The following is a 15692-nucleotide window of genomic DNA, read 5'->3' as shown; positions in this document are numbered from 1 at the left end:
CGCCAGGCCCGGCGCAGCAGGTATCACGGCGCAGCGTCGCGCTGCCACCCAGCGGGCGCCATCAATCACCGGCGCAGGGACATCGCTGCCACCACGCGGCGCGCCTGGCGAACGCCGATGTCAGGCCATCGCGCACACGACAACGGCCGCGCGCAGGGCTGCACACGGCCGTGAATGATGGCGCTGGCAGCGGGCGACGTCCGTCGCCCACCCGGCTGGTTCCGGCAATCGGCCGGCATGCGGCTGGTTCCCGCGCCGGCCGCACGGCTTGCGCCAAACGCAGCCGGATCGCCGCGCGCCCGGGTCAGCGCGCGCGGCGTGCAGCCATCAGCCGCACCAGACGCGCGCGTTGCGGAACATCCGCAGCCACGGCGAATCGTCGCCCCAGTCGGCTGGATGCCAACTCAGGTTCGCCGTGCGTGGGGTGCGCTCGGGATGCGGCATCAGGATGGTGGCGCGGCCATCGGTGCTGGTCAGCCCGGTGATGCCGTCTGGCGAGCCGTTCGGGTTGAGCGGGTAACGCAAGGACGCTGCGCCGTCGCCATCGACAAAACGCAAGGCCACGCGCGCGGCGGCCTGGTCCACGGCAGTCTCGAACTCGGCCCGGCCTTCGCCGTGCGCCACCGCCACCGGAATCCGCGAACCGGCCATGCCGCGCAGGAAGATCGACGGCGATTCCACCACTTCCAGCAGCGCGGTGCGTGCTTCGAACTGTTCACTGCGGTTGCGCAGAAAGCGCGGCCAATGCTCGGCACCGGGAATGATGTCCTTGAGCTGGCTGAGCATCTGGCAGCCGTTGCACACGCCCAGCGCGAACGTATCGCCGCGCGCAAAGAATGCGGCAAACGCATCGCGCAATGCCGAACGCTCCAGGATCGAGGTTGCCCAGCCACGCCCGGCACCCAGCACGTCGCCGTAGCTGAAACCGCCGCACGCTGCGAAGCCGACGAACTCGCTCAACTCCACGCGGCCGTCGATCAGGTCGCTCATGTGCACGTCGTAGGCGCGGAAACCGGCGCGCTCGAAGTTGTAGGCCATTTCGATCTGCCCGTTGACGCCCTGCTCGCGCAGGATCGCCACCTCGGGCCGCGCACCGGTGGCCACGAACGGCGCCGCCACATCTTCCGAGGGGTCGAACACCAGTTTCGGACGCAGCCCGGGCGCCTGGAAATCGCGCGCCAGCGCGCGCTCTTCGTCGGCGCTGTCCGGGTTGTCGCGCAACTTCTGCATGGCATGGGTCACCGACCACCACGCATCGAACAACTCTTCCCAGCGCCATTCGGCCAGCACGCGGCCCTGCCCGCTCACGCGGATGCGCGGCGTGCCGGTGGGGCGTGCAATGCGCTGCGCGCATTCGGTCAAGGCGTGGCGCTCGACCAGATCGGCGAACGCCGCGCGGTCTTCGCTGGCGATCTGCACCACCGCACCGAGCTCTTCGTTGAACAGGCTACGGAATGCGTCCTCGCCCCATGCATCCAGGGTGATGTCCAGGCCCTGACGCGACGCGAACGCCATCTCGCACAGCGCCGCAAACGCACCGCCATCGCTGCGGTCGTGGTACGCCAGCAGCAGACCGCTCTCGCGTGCATCGCCAATCAGCTCAAAGAAGCTGCGCAGCCGCTGCGCATCGTCCAGGTCCGGCACTTCGCCGCCAAACGCCGGCAACGCCGCGTCATCGGCATACACCTGCGCCAGCACCGATCCACCCAGACGCTGCTTGCCGCCACCCAGCCCGATCAACCACAGCTCGCTCTCTTCGTCGTTGCGCAACAACGGCGTCAACTGCCGGCGCACATCGCCGACCGGCGCAAAGGCGCTGATGATCAGCGAGACCGGTGAAACGCTCTTGTGAGCGATGGGATTGGGCATTGGGGATTGGGGATTTGCAACAGCGGAGGGCTCCGGTGTTTCGCCAATCTCGAATGCCGAATCCCGAATCCCGGTCTCAACCCACTGCGCCTGCATCGACAGCGAGTCCTTGCCTACCGGTACGCTCAGTTCGAGCGCGGGGCACAGTTCCATGCCGATTGCGCGCACGGCGTCGTACAGCAAGGCGTCTTCGCCGTTGTGGCCGGCGGCGGCCATCCAGTTGGCCGAGAGCTTGATGCTGTCCAGCCGCTGCACCGGGGCAGCGCACAGGTTGGTGATCGCCTCGCCCACTGCCATGCGTGCGGACGCAGCCGCGTTCAACAGCGCCAGCGGGGTGCGCTCGCCGATCGACATCGCCTCGCCTTCGAAGGTGTCGAAGCCGGCCAGGGTGATCGCGCAATCGGCCAGCGGCAGCTGCCACGGCCCGATCATCTGCTCGCGCGCAGTCAACCCGCCCACGCTGCGGTCGCCGATGGTGACCAGAAAACTCTTGGACGCCACGGTGGGATGCGCCAGCACGCGCAGGCCAGCCTGCTGCAGGTCCAGCGAGGCGGTCTGCAACACCGGCCACTGCGGCGCTGGCGGATGCACGGCATCGCGATGCATCTTCGGCGCCTTGCCGAAGAGCACGTCCATGGGCAGGTCGATGGGGAGCTGGGAGTCGGGAGTCGGGATTGGGGATTGGTGAGAAGCGGCGTCGGTCGCCGGCAATGCGCCGTTGCGATTCCCGATTCCCGATTCCCCATTCCCGGCGTCAAGGACACCGTAGCCCACCACCAGCCGCTCCTCGGCCGTGGCGACGCCGACTGCGGCGAACGGGCAGCGTTCGCGGGCGCAGATGGCGGCGAATTCTTCCAGGCGCGCCTGCGGCACGCCGAGCACATAGCGTTCCTGCGATTCGTTGCACCACAGTTCCAGCGGCGACAGCGAGGGGTCGTCGGTGAGCACGCGGCCCAGGTCGATGATGCCGCCCACGCCGGAGTCGTGCAGCAGCTCGGGAATGGCGTTGGACAGACCACCCGCGCCCACGTCGTGGAACCAGCGGATCGGGTTGTCGATGCCCAGCGCCACGCAGCGGTCGATGACCTCCTGGCAGCGGCGCTCCATCTCCGGGTTTTCGCGCTGCACGCTGGCGAAATCCAGTGCCTCGGCGCTGTCGCCGGCCGCCACCGAACTGGCCGCACCGCCGCCCAGGCCGATCAGCATCGCCGGGCCGCCCAGCACGATCACCGCATCGCCCGGCTGCAGGCGCAGCTTTTCGACCTGGTTGCGATCGATCGCGCCCAGGCCACCGGCCAGCATGATGGGTTTGTCGTAGGCGCGGGTCAGGCCCGGGCCTTCGGCGAGCTCGAAGCTACGGAAATAGCCGAGCAGGTTGGGCCGGCCGAATTCGTTGTTGAAGGCGGCACCGCCCAGCGGGCCATCGAGCATGATGTCCAGCGCCGGCGCCATGCGCGGGTTCAGCGCGCGCGGCGCTTCCCACGGCTGCGGCAGGGTGGGAATGCGCAGGTGCGAGACCGAAAACCCGGTCAGGCCGGCCTTGGGCTTGCCGCCGCGGCCGGTGGCGCCTTCGTCGCGAATCTCGCCGCCCGCGCCGGTGGCCGCACCGGGGAATGGCGCGATCGCGGTGGGGTGGTTATGCGTTTCCACCTTGATCGCGAAGGCCGACGGCAGCACCGCTTCGCTGCGGTACTCGCCGCTGACCGGGTCCGGGCGATAGCGCGCAGCCGGCACGCCTTCCACCACCGCCGCGTTGTCGCTGTAGGCGGACAAGGTGTGCTGCGGGGTCTGCTGGTGGGTGTGCTTGATCATGCGGAACAGCGAGCGTTCCTGCGGCTTGCCGTCGATGGTCCAGCTGGCGTTGAAGATCTTGTGCCGGCAATGCTCGGAATTGGCCTGGGCGAACATCATCAGTTCGACATCGGCCGGGTCGCGCCCCAGCGCGGCGAAGCGCTCGCGCAGGTAGTCGATCTCGTCCTGCGCCAGCGCCAGGCCCAGGTCGCGGTTGGCCTGCTCCAGCGCGTCCAGCGGCACGCGTTGCAACTGGCCCGGATCGGGCACGTTGAACAGCGCCTCGGCAGCGGCGGCCGAGCCAAGCAGCGACTGCGTCATCGGGTCGTGCAGCAGCTTGGCCACGGCAGCCTGCGCGGCCGCGTCCTCCGGCCAGCCGGCCAGGTCGATGCGGGTGCCGCGCTCCACGCGCTGGATCGGCTGCCCGGCGCCGCGCACCAGTTCGGTGGCCTTGCTGGACCACGGCGACAGCGTACCCAGCCGCGGGACCACATAGCGCGAGGAGGCATCCGCGTCGCGCGGCGCGGGGGCGGCGTCGGCCTGCAGGATCCGCTGCAAGGTGGCTTGATCGGGCGCTTGCCCGGCTTCGGCGCGGATGAAGTACACGTGCCAGGCGCCGGTGATGCGCAGCGCGGGGACGAGGGTTTGCAGGCGGGTTTCGAGCCGAGCGCGGCGGAACGGCGAAAGGGCGGAAGCGCCCTCGAGGACCATCATGTCCGGGGAACCGTGTCAGAAACGGGGCTGCAGATTGTAACGGAGCCGGTGGGTCGGCGTCGGTCGGGTGTGCGGCGTTACGGATCGGGAATCGGGAATCGGGAATCGTCAGGCGGGCCTTTGCGCGGGCCCATGCCCATGCCGGCGTGTTGCGCCGGCCGGCAGTAGGGGATGTGGCCAGATGGCGTCCGGGCGCCGGAAACAGCAAAGGCCCGGATGCGGACGCACCCGGGCCTTTGTCATTGCACAGACCACCACCGCGACGGCGCCATCGGCGAGGCGCCGCGATGATCAGGGCTGAGCCCGCCTCAGCGGCTGCCGCCCGCCGTGGTCACGGCACGCTTTTCCAGCGCTTCACGCAACTGCGCCGGCGGCAGGTAGCCGCCGAGCTGGGTCCCGTCCGGTGCAAAGATCGCCGGGGTGCCGTTGACGCCCAGGCGCTGGCCCAGCGTGTATTCCATCGACACCGGGTTCTTGCAGTCCTTGGACGCCACCGGCTGGCCGGACTTGGCGGCGGTGAGCGCCTGCTTGCGATCGGCCGCACACCAGACCGCAATCATTTCCTTGTGGTCCTGGCTGCCCAGCCCCATGCGCGGGAATGCCAGGTATTCCACGGCGATACCCTGCTTGTTGAGCTCGCCGATCTCGCTGTGCAGCTTGCGGCAGTAACCGCATTCCACGTCGGTGAAGACGGTGACGGTGTACTTCGGGTTGGCCGGCGCGAACACGATGCGATCGGCCTTGGGCACGGTGTCCAGCTGCTTGCGCCGATAGGCCAGCAGGCCGGGGCTGGCCGCAAACTGCTTGTTCTGGATGTCGAACGGCTGGGCCTGGATCAGGTAGCGGCCATCATCGCTGACGTACAGCACCTGCCCACCGACCACCACTTCGCGGAAGCCGGGGAACGGCGCGGCGCCGATGTAGTCGGGCTTGAAGTCCGGGTCCAGCGCCTTGAGCGCCGCGCCCACACGCTGATCCACATTGCCGGCAGCGGCAGGCGCGGTGGCGGCCGGCTTGGCGCCAGCGTTGCTTGCCGCGGGCTGCGAGGATTGCGCGCAGGCGGTGAGGCTGATGGCGCCCAGCAGTGCGGCGATGGCAAGACGATACATTCACGCATCCAGTGGAATGGGGTGGCTGGATTCTCGCACAGGGCAGATGAAGCCAGGCAGCGGCCGCGACAGTTTGTTCGTTCGCCGGCCGGTGGGTTCGTGACCATTCGACGCCGGGCATGCACCGCAGGCCTGCGGGCGCCGCCAATTGCGCGACCGGCGCCATCGATCCTCGGGGAACGCGCGTGCAGGCGACGGGGCCGTCCCGGCAACACCTCGCTAGCCGCGCGGGTGGTGCCTGGCATGCAGCGTCTGCAGGTGCTGCCGTGCGACCAGCGTGTAGATCTGGGTAGTGGACAGCGAGCTGTGGCCCAACAGCATCTGCAGCGCGCGGAGGTCGGCGCCGTGGTTGAGCAGATGGGTCGCAAAGCTATGCCGCAGGCCGTGCGGGCTGACCGTTGCCGGGTCGATGCCGGCCAGCGCCGCGTAGCGTTTAACCAGCGACCAGAACTGCTGGCGGCTGGGCGGCTGCCGCGCAGCGTCGATGAACAGGGGCACCTGCCCGTCTACGGCGGGTACCGGCTTCCCGTCGGCCAGCAGCGTGCGCGCCTCGCGCAGATAGCGTTCCAGCCAGTGCTGCGATTCTTCGCCCAGCGGCACCAGGCGCTCCTTGCTGCCCTTGCCGGTGACGCGCAGCACGCCCTGGCGCAGGTTGACGCCCACCGCCGGCAGCGTGACCAGCTCGCTGACCCGCAGCCCGGCCGCATACATCAGCTCGAGCATGGCGCGGTCGCGCAGGCCGAGCGGCGTCTGGATGTCGGGCGCGGCCAGCAAGGCATCGATCTGGGTTTCGGTCAGCGCCTTGGGCAACGAGCGCGGCAATCGCGGCGGGTCCAGCAGCGTGGTGGGGTCGTCGCTGCGCACGCCATCGCGCAGACACAGGCCGTAGAAGGCGCGCAAGGTCGACAACAGCCGGGCATTGCTGCGCGGCGAATACCGCGCCTCGGTGCGCCAGCGCAGATAGTCGAACAACACCGCGCGGTCGACGCCGAGCAGGCCGCCGCCGGCACCATCGCGCCAGCGTGCTAGCCCCTCCAGATCGCGCCGGTAGCTCTCCAGGGTCTGCCGCGCCACGCCCTGTTCGGCCCACAACCGATCCAGGAAGCGCTCGATGGCCGCGGCGTCGGCCGCCTGGACGGGGGGCAACTGCTGGGCAAGCTGGCGGCGTTCTGCGGGACTGCTGGCTGACATCGCAACAGCATAAACGGGCGGCGCGGTTGAGGGACGCTGCGCTGGCTGTCGTCTGCACGCAGCCTGCCTGGATGCGCGGCGTCGTGGTGCCGCTGCGCCAAACGGCCTTGCCAGGCCTGACGGACCTCGTCACCTGCAGAGAGACCGACAACCGGCAGCGGTGTGGCGGGAATGCGGCGGTGTACGCGCCGCGAGCCGGCACCACAGCAGGCAGACGCTGGGCACAGGCATGCGCCCGATCGAGACGCCTGGCGCGGCGCGATGTAGCGATGGCGCAGCACATGCACGCCGCGGATCGCCGTCACCGCAGCGCAGCGTTGCGCCGTGCCTGCCGGCCGCTATGCTCGCGCCATGACCTCGATCCCGTCGCCTCGCGTTGCACGCCCCCCCGCCCTGGTGGGCTGGCGACTGCTGGCGCTGTGCTACGACGCCTGGCCGGTGCTGGCGCTGTCGATGCTGATCTCCGCCGCGTTCACGCTGGGCTTTACGCTCGCCGGGCACCCGGCGCGCGAGAACATCGCTCCTTTCAGTAGTTGGCAGTGGCTGCTGTGGCTGTGCTGCTGGGTCGCCGGCGGGATCTACGCCACGGTGAGCTGGCGGCGCGGTGGGCAGACCCTGGGCATGCGCCCGTGGCGACTGCAGCTGCAAGGGCCATCCCCCAGCTGGCGACAGGCCTGGATGCGTTATGCAGTGGGCACGCTGTCGCTGATGCTGGGCGGCGCCGGATTCTGGTGGGCATGGCTGGATCGCGAGCGCCTGACCTGGCATGACCGTGCGAGTGGCACCCGGCTGCAGCGCATTCCCAAGCATTAGCCACAATCAACACGTCGCCAGCTAATGCTAGTTGGGGGGAATTTGCTGCGGCTGAGTGGCCGTTTTGCAACATGCCGATTGCGGATACCAGCGAGCTCCTGTGAGCCTGTCAACGGCATGCGCTGGCAAGGGCACTACGCAGCCGCCTCGGGGACCTGCCCGCACGTGCGAGGTCGAACACGCGCTCACCTAATGACCGGCGGCGCGTCGGCTGCCGGAACCGGCCAGCCAGTATGCCTGACGGATTTCCCCACCCCTCTAACGGGTGATGACCTCGCGCCACGCCATCAAACGGCGGGCCGCCTGCTCGGCTAAAGCGTCCGTGTCGTCAAGACCCATGCGCTGCCCGGAGATCTCACGCAGGGTCGTGGCGACCGTTGCCTGATCAGCACCCTGCCAGAGCAGCGTGCATATTTCGGGAACATAGCTGTCGTACTCATCACGCGCCTGCGGCACGCCCGCAACTCCGATCGGATCCCACAGATAATGCAGTACCTCGCTGACCGCCTGCGCAAGCGCACGTCGGTCGGCATCGGGCAAGGCCTGCGCTGCGCGGCTCAACTACTGCGTCGCCTGAACAACCACACCGACACCCCCAACATCACCATCGGCGGCAATGCATAGGCGATGCGGTAATCCAGCTTGAGCGCGCCGGCCATGCGTCCGAAGAACAGCTGCAGCAGCCAGAATCCCAGCGCAAACAGGATGCCCAGGAACAGGCGTTTGCCCAGACCACCGCTGCGCAGCGAGCCGAACGAAAACGGGATGGCCGCCATGCACAGCGCCAGCACGTTGAGCGGGTAGAACCAGCGACTCCAGTACTGGTCTTCGTAATCGCGCGCATCCAGGCCGTTGCGGCGCCGGTACTCGATGCTCTGCTGCAGTTCGTGGGCCGAGAGATTGCGCGGCTTGGCCAGTCCGGCCGCCAGCGCCGCAGGACTCAGCTGCGACTGCCAGGGCAGTTCCGGGAAGGTTTCGCGCTGCACAGAGCGTTCCTGGAAGGTATCGCGGCGCACCTGGCGCAAGGTCCAGCGACCGTCACGGTGCTCGGCCACCGCTGCGTAGGTCAGCTGCTGCATGCGGCCGCTGGCGTCCAGGTGATACAGGCGCACGTCGTGCAGGGCCAGCGCGGTACCGCCGCCCTCGAGCAGCTTTTCTTCGCCGCTGAGTGCATTGAGGAAGGTGTCGCCCTCGCGCGCCCACAGGCCCGAGTAGCGCGCCATTGCCATGTTGCTGTTGTAGCGCGCGCTGGTCTTGAGCGTGTCGGCCTGGTTCTGGGCCCATGGCCCGATCGTCTCGCCACTGATCACCATGCCTGCGGTCAGCAGCGCCATTGCGGCCACCACCGAAGCGGACATGCGCTTGCGCGACACGCCCAGCGCACGCAGCGCGGTCAATTCCGAGGTTGCCGCCAACTGGCCCAGGCCCATCAGGGCGCCGATGACGGCGGCGGTGGGGAACAAGGTGTAAGCCCGGCGTGGCACGGTATAGGCCACATAGGCCACCGCATGCCCGAAGCTGTAGCTGCCCTGCCCGATGCTCTTGGCTTCGCTGGCAAACGCATTGACCAGGTCCAGGCCCAACAGCACCGCCCAGGTCAGCAGCACGGTGAACAACACTACCCGACCGACATACCAATCGTGGACCCGCGGCATCAGCCTCATGCGCGCACCCTCGGCCGACGCACGCGGCCATCGCGCGCATATGCCCAGATCGCCACGCCCAGCAGCGGCAGGGTCAGCCACCACAGGCCCAGCGCGGCCGGGGTCTTGCCGTTGGCGATCCACTGGGTGCCGACGATCATCAGATTGGTGCCGACCATGTACGCCAGGAACGCGAGCATGATCCGGCCATAGCGCTGCTGGCGCGGCGCGCTGCGCGACAGCGGCAGGGTCAGCAGGGCAAAGGCCAGCGCCAGCAGCGGCGGCGCCAGCCGCTCGTGCAGCTGCGCACGCGCGGCCGGGCGTTCATCGCTGAGCAATTGGGTGGTCCACATCACTTCCGGGTCGTTGGCATCGTGCACCTGGGTGCGGTCGGGTAGCGCCACGTCGTTGCTGGCGAACTTCATCAGGCGGTAATCCAGGGTGGCGCCTGCGGCCGGGCCCTCGATGCGATAGCCGTCTTCCAGGCGCAGGTAGCGGTCGGTCTTGCCTTCGAAGAACATCGCCCCGCGTTGCGCGGTGACCACATCGATGCGGTCGTCCTTCTGGCGCTGCAGGAACACCTTGCCCAGGCCCTTGCCGTCGGCCGAAATCGTGGTCAGGTAGACCACGCCGCCGCCGGACAGCGGGGTGAACTTGCCCGACTCCAGGCCGGCCATCAGCACGCTGCGATTGGCGTCTTCCAGCATGGTCTCGGCGGTGCGGCTGGCCCAGGGGCCCAACCACAGCGAACACAGCCCGATGATGGCCACCACCGGCACCACCAGCATCAGCATCGGCCGCAACATGCGCCTGGGGCCCACGCCAATGGCGGTAATGACGGCCATTTCTGAATCGCGGTACAGCCGCGCCAGCGCCAGCAACAGGCCCAGCATCAGCGCCAGCGGCAGGATGATGGGCAGGTAGGCCACGAACTGCAGGCCCACCTGCGACAGCAGCAAGCGAGCGGGGATGCGGCCGTCGGCGATATTGCCGAGGATATCCACCAGCACACCGCCGACGCTGACGACCAGCAGCACGATCAAGGTGGCCAGGAAGCTCTGGGTGAAATCGCTAAGCAGGTATCGATCGAGCTTCGGCATGGGGTGGGCTTGTTTTAAACTCTCGGATTCGTTCGCGGCGCCGCCAGCCTAGTCCGGTTGGCGTAAACAGCCCGCGATTGTACGGATTTGCCTACGGAATCTGATCAATGGCCCTGCAATTCACCCTGAACCAAGACGCGCCGGCAAGCGCTGCCGTCGACTGCATCGTGGTTGGCGTGTTCGCCGACAAGACCCTTTCGCCTGCCGCCCAGGCGCTGGACAGCGCCAGCCAGGGCCGTCTGAGCGCCCTGGTGGCACGCGGCGACGTGACCGGCAAGACCGGCAGCACCACGCTGGTCCATGACCTGCCGGGCGTCAGCGCCCCGCGCGTGCTGGTGGTGGGGCTGGGCGAAGCCGGCAAGTTCGGCGTGGCGCCCTACCTGAAGGCCATCGGCGATGCGACCCGTGCGCTGAAGACCGGCGCGGTCGGCACCGCCCTGCTCACCCTGACCGAGCTGACCGTCAAGGCCCGGGATGCAGCCTGGAACATCCGCCAGGCGGTGACCGTCAGCGACCACGCGGCCTACCGCTACACCGCCACCCTGGGCAAGAAAAAGGTCGACGAGAGCGGCCTGAGCACCCTGGCCATCGCCGGCGACGACGCCCGCGCACTGGCCGTGGGCGTGGCCACCGCCGAGGGCGTGGAGTTCGCCCGCGAGCTGGGCAACCTGCCGCCGAACTACTGCACCCCGGCCTACCTGGCCGACACCGCGGCCGCGTTTGCCGGCAAGTTCCCCGGCGCCGAGGCCGAGATCCTGGACGAGGCGCAGATGGACGCGCTGGGCATGGGCTCGCTGCTGTCGGTGGCGCGCGGCTCGGCCAACCGCCCACGCCTGATCGTGCTGAAGTGGAACGGCGGCGGCGACGCGCGCCCGTATGTGCTGGTCGGCAAGGGCATCACCTTCGACACCGGCGGCGTCAACCTCAAGACGCAGGGCGGCATCGAGGAAATGAAGTACGACATGTGCGGTGGCGCCAACGTCATCGGCACCTTCGTGGCCACGGTCAAGGCCGAGCTGCCGATCAACCTGGTGGTGGTGGTGCCGGCGGTCGAGAACGCCATCGACGGCAACGCGTACCGCCCGTCGGACGTGATCACCAGCATGTCCGGCAAGACCATCGAGGTCGGCAACACCGACGCCGAGGGCCGCCTGATCCTGTGCGATGCGCTGACCTACGCCGAACGCTTCAATCCCGAAGCGCTGGTGGACGTGGCCACGCTGACCGGCGCCTGCATGGTGGCACTGGGCCACCAGACCGCCGGCCTGATGAGCAAGCACGACGACCTGGCCAACGAATTGCTGGCCGCCGGCGAGCATGTGTTCGACCGCGCCTGGCGCCTGCCGCTGTGGGACGAATACCAGGGCCTGCTGGATTCCACCTTTGCCGACGTCTACAACATCGGCGGCCGCTGGGGCGGCGCGATCACGGCGGGTTGCTTCCTGTCGCGCTTCACCGAAAACCAGCGCTGGGCGCACCTGGACATTGCCGGCGTGGCCAGCGACGAAGGCAAGCGCGGCATGGCCACCGGCCGCCCGGTCGGGCTGCTGACGCAGTGGTTGCTCGACCGCGCCGCAAGCGGCGCGGCGTGATTGGGGAGTGGAGATTCGGGATTCGTGCAAGCACACGCATCCCGCCGCCCTTAGCAACTCGCAGGCAGACAGTGACCCGCTGTTACCAATCCCGAATCCCCCTCAACGAATCCCTGCTCTGATGCCCCGTGCCGATTTCTATCTGATCGCCAAGCCGCGCTTCCTCAACGAACCGCTGCGGCTGGTCTGCGAGCTGGCGCGCAAGGCCAACGACGCCAACCTGTCCACGTTGATCCTGGCCCGCGATGCAGAACAGGCCGAAGCACTGGACGACCTGCTGTGGGCGTTCGACGACGAAGCCTATGTGCCGCACCAGATCGCCGGCACCGACGAGGAAGACGAACTGGCGCCGGTGCTGATCGCCGCGCCCGAATTCGCCGCACCCTCGCGCCCGCTGGTGATCAACCTGCGCGACGACCCGTACCTGGGCGCCTGCGACCGCGTGCTGGAAGTGGTCCCCGCCGACCCCGCCGCCCGCGAACCGCTGCGCGAACGCTGGAAGCAGTACAAGGCCCTGGGCCTGGAACTGACCAAGTACGACATGTGAGTGGGGCTGGGATTGGGGAGTTGGGATTGGGGATTCGTTAAAGCAGATTGCTGCGCGCCCCGAGGCTACATCCAACGACCAATCCAACGCGGCCGATGTTCGCTCCACAGCACCAACACTGACGTTAACGAGTGGATGGCCAGTGATTTTCGCCGGCCCCATATCGCAACCAATCCCGACTCCCGATTCCCGAATCCCAGCACCTCTATGACCACCCTCGCCTCCAGCTACGACCCCGCTTCCTTCGAATCGCGCCTGTATGCGCAGTGGGAGGCGGCTGGTTATTTCGTGCCGTCCGGCAAGGGCGAGCCATACACCGTGCTGCTGCCGCCGCCGAATGTCACCGGCACGCTGCACATGGGCCATGCGTTCCAGCAGACGCTGATGGATGCGCTGGTGCGCTATCACCGCATGCGCGGCTACGACACGCTGTGGCAGGTGGGCACTGACCATGCCGGCATCGCCACCGAGATGGTGGTGTCGCGCAATCTGGCGCTGGAAGGCAAGGGCGAAACGCGCGACTCGCTGGGGCGCGAAGGCTTCATCGCCAAGGTGTGGGAATGGAAGGCTGAATCCGGCGACACCATCGAGCGCCAGATGCGCCGGCTGGGTACCTCCAGCGATTGGTCGCGCAGCACCTTCACCATGGATCCGCAGCCGTCGGCGGCGGTGAATGAGGCCTTCGTGCGCTGGTACGAACAGGGCCTGATCTATCGCGGCCAACGCCTGGTCAACTGGGACCCGGTGCTGAAGACCGCCATCTCCGATCTGGAAGTGGAAAACGTCGAAGAAGACGGGTTCCTGTGGTCGATCCGCTACCCGTTGGCCGATGGCGTGACCTACGAACACATCGAGCACGATGCCGATGGCGTCGAGACCCTGCGCGAAACCCGCGATTATCTGGTGGTGGCCACCACGCGCCCGGAAACCATGCTGGGCGACACCGCGGTGATGGTGCACCCGGACGATGCGCGCTATGCCAGCCTGCACAGCGCACGCATCGTGCTGCCGCTCACCGGCCGCCAGGTGCCGGTGATCACCGACGATTATGTGGACCGCGCCTTCGGCACCGGCGTGGTCAAGGTCACGCCTGCGCATGATTTCAACGACTATGCGGTGGGTGTGCGGCATGACCTGCCGCTGATCAATCTATTTACCGTCACTGCGACCATCAACGACAACGCGCCGGAGCGTTATCGCGGGCTGGACCGCTACGATGCGCGCAAGCTGGTGTTGTCCGAGCTGGAAGACCTCGGCATCCTGGTGGAAACCAAGCCGCACAAACTGCAGGTGCCGCGCGGCGATCGCACCGGCCAGGTGATCGAGCCCTATCTCACCGACCAGTGGTTCGTGAAGATGGACGCGCTGGCCAGGCGCGGGCTGGAGCTGGTGGAAAGCGGCCAGGTCAAGTTCGTGCCGCCGAACTGGATCAATACCTATCGCCACTGGATGGAAAACATCCAGGATTGGTGCATCAGCCGCCAGCTGTGGTGGGGCCACCGCATTCCGGCGTGGTTCGACGATGCCGGCAAGTATTACGTCGGCCACGACGAAGCCGAGGTGCGAGCGACGCATGGCCTGGGCGCAGAGATCGCGTTGCATCAGGACAGCGATGTGCTGGAGACCTGGTTCTCCTCGCAGCTGTGGCCGTTCTCCACGCTGGGCTGGCCGGAGGCGCAGGCGATGGCCGAGCGCGGCTTCGAGCGCTATCTGCCCTCCAGCGTGCTGGTCACCGGGTTCGACATCATCTTCTTCTGGGTGGCGCGCATGATCATGGCCACCGACAGCTTCACCGGCCAGGTGCCGTTCCGCGATGTCTACATCACCGGCCTGATCCGCGATGCGCAGGGCCAGAAGATGTCCAAGTCCAAGGGCAACGTGCTCGACCCGCTGGACATCATCGACGGCATCAGTATCGAAGCGCTGGTTGCCAAGCGCACGCATGGCTTGATGCAACCGCGCATGGCCGAAAAGATCGAAAAAGCCACGCGCAAGGAATTTCCGGACGGCATCATCGCCCATGGTGCGGATGCGCTGCGCTTCACCATCGCCGCACTCGCCACCCACGGCCGCGACATCAAGTTCGACCTGGGGCGCGCCGAAGGCTACAAGAACTTCTGCAACAAGTTGTGGAATGCCACGCGCTTCGTGCTGATGAACACCGAAGGCGCACGCTTCAACGGCGTGCCGCAGCCGCGTACCGAAGCGGAGAAATGGATCCTGGCGCGGCTGGACAAGGTCACCGCCGAAACGCATGCGCATTATGCCAACTACCGCTTCGACCTGCTCGCGCAGTCGCTGTACGAGTTCGCCTGGAACGCGTTCTGCGACTGGTTCGTGGAACTGGCCAAGCCTGCGCTCAACGGCGAGGACGCCGCAGATGCGACCAGCACCCGCCACACCCTGCTGTACGTGCTCGATGCCTTGCTGCGTTTGCTGCACCCGCTGACCCCGTTCGTCACCGAAGAACTGTGGCAGCAGGTTGCGCCGCGCCTCGGCATCACCGCTGCAACGATCTCACTGCAGGCCTTCCCGCAGGTCGGCGATGTGGACACCAGCAGCTACGCCAGCGCAGACGCCGATGTCGAATGGCTGAAGTCGATGGTGTCGGCATTGCGCCGCGTGCGCAGCGAATTGAACGTGCCGCCCTCCAGGCAGGTGCGCCTGCTGCTGCAGGCCGGCACCGCCGAGGACCGCCCACGCGTTGCCCGCTTCGCCTCGCAGCTGTCGTTCCTGCTCAAGCTGGAGACGATCGACTGGCTGGACGCCGGCCAGGGCACGCCACCGGCCGCCGCCGCCATCGTCGGCGAGCTCACCTTGCTGGTGCCGCTGGAAGGCCTGGTCGACATGGAAGCCGAGCGCACCCGCCTGGACAAGGAGATCAAGCGCGTGGAAGGCGAGATCGGCAAGTGCAACGGCAAGCTGGGCAACGCCACCTTCGTGCAGAACGCGCCGGCGGCGGTGGTCGAACAGGAGCGCGCGCGCTTGAACGACTGGACCGTGCAATTGACCGCCCTGCGGGAACAGCGCGCCAAGATCTGACGCAGCGGATCGTCTCGGTGCGCTGCAACTGCACGGCCACGCATCCGTGCAAGCGGCACCGATGCGACGGCAACACCGGGCCGGGCACTGGGCGGATCGCTCAGAGCGATGAATGCACGCACTGCTTGGTGGTGCACCGACCATCGTGACCAGCCTTTGGCCGCCCACCGTCGCGGGACCTTCTGCGGCATGGATGCCGCAGAAGAGCCTTATCTGTTCGGAATGTGGCAGCGTAGGTGTCGAGAGCCGGCGTGGGCTGCCGTATGAGCCTGGATCTGAGC

10 protein-coding genes are annotated in these 15692 nt (G+C 67.6%); 4 read left to right on the top strand and 6 right to left on the bottom strand.

All coding sequences use genetic code 11. The features are described from left to right. Window positions 1-327: 327 nt before the first annotated feature. The 3 genes from purL to xerD all read right to left on the bottom strand — a co-directional run bounded on the left by purL (window position 328) and on the right by xerD (window position 6674). A complete protein-coding gene (gene purL, locus ABQZ09_RS10520; protein ID WP_349776845.1) occupies window positions 328-4374 on the bottom strand; it encodes a phosphoribosylformylglycinamidine synthase in 4047 nt (1348 codons plus the stop codon). 308 nt (window positions 4375-4682) lie between these two features. Further along, window positions 4683-5483 carry a DsbC family protein gene (locus tag ABQZ09_RS10515; protein ID WP_039413731.1) on the bottom strand — a complete coding sequence of 267 codons (801 nt, stop codon included), beginning with the start codon at window positions 5481-5483 and terminating at the stop codon, window positions 4683-4685. A 219-nt stretch (window positions 5484-5702) separates the two neighbouring features. Further along, window positions 5703-6674 carry a site-specific tyrosine recombinase XerD gene (gene xerD, locus ABQZ09_RS10510; protein ID WP_047697277.1) on the bottom strand — a complete coding sequence of 324 codons (972 nt, stop codon included), beginning with the start codon at window positions 6672-6674 and terminating at the stop codon, window positions 5703-5705. A gap of 351 nt (window positions 6675-7025) precedes the next feature. Here xerD and ABQZ09_RS10505 point away from each other — a divergent pair, with 351 nt between their 5' ends. Further along, window positions 7026-7487, top strand: coding sequence for an RDD family protein (locus ABQZ09_RS10505; protein WP_184552955.1), 462 nt, complete (start codon window positions 7026-7028; stop codon window positions 7485-7487). 258 nt (window positions 7488-7745) lie between these two features. Here ABQZ09_RS10505 and ABQZ09_RS10500 read toward each other — a convergent pair whose 3' ends face one another. From ABQZ09_RS10500 to lptF, 3 genes are all read right to left on the bottom strand, one after another. Beyond that, complete coding sequence (locus ABQZ09_RS10500) at window positions 7746-7943, bottom strand: hypothetical protein (protein WP_184390042.1); 198 nt, start codon at window positions 7941-7943, stop codon at window positions 7746-7748. A 101-nt stretch (window positions 7944-8044) separates the two neighbouring features. Next, window positions 8045-9151 (bottom strand): LPS export ABC transporter permease LptG, encoded by a 1107-nt coding sequence (gene lptG / locus ABQZ09_RS10495; RefSeq protein WP_039413719.1) that lies wholly within the window; start codon window positions 9149-9151, stop codon window positions 8045-8047. Beyond that, the gene (lptF, locus tag ABQZ09_RS10490) at window positions 9148-10230 is read right to left on the bottom strand and encodes an LPS export ABC transporter permease LptF (RefSeq protein WP_039413717.1); all 1083 of its coding nucleotides are present in this window, start codon (window positions 10228-10230) and stop codon (window positions 9148-9150) included. The genes lptG and lptF overlap by 4 nt, the downstream gene beginning before the upstream one ends. 107 nt (window positions 10231-10337) lie before the next feature. On the opposite strand from lptF, the gene ABQZ09_RS10485 reads away from it, so the two are divergent. From ABQZ09_RS10485 to ABQZ09_RS10475, 3 genes are all read left to right on the top strand, one after another. Beyond that, a complete protein-coding gene (locus ABQZ09_RS10485) occupies window positions 10338-11822 on the top strand; it encodes a leucyl aminopeptidase (RefSeq protein WP_228315387.1) in 1485 nt (494 codons plus the stop codon). A 121-nt stretch (window positions 11823-11943) separates the two neighbouring features. Continuing rightward, window positions 11944-12369, top strand: coding sequence for a DNA polymerase III subunit chi (locus tag ABQZ09_RS10480; protein WP_003490202.1), 426 nt, complete (start codon window positions 11944-11946; stop codon window positions 12367-12369). 207 nt (window positions 12370-12576) lie between these two features. Further along, window positions 12577-15411 carry a valine--tRNA ligase gene (locus ABQZ09_RS10475; RefSeq protein ID WP_184552959.1) on the top strand — a complete coding sequence of 945 codons (2835 nt, stop codon included), beginning with the start codon at window positions 12577-12579 and terminating at the stop codon, window positions 15409-15411. Window positions 15412-15692 lie beyond the last annotated feature (281 nt).

The sequence above is a fragment of the Xanthomonas sp. WHRI 6106 genome (assembly GCF_040202405.1).
GTDB classification, from domain to species: Bacteria; Pseudomonadota; Gammaproteobacteria; order Xanthomonadales; family Xanthomonadaceae; genus Xanthomonas; species Xanthomonas cannabis.
Note: the sequence above shows the minus strand (reverse complement) of the source record. Positions and strands in the feature narration are given on the sequence as shown.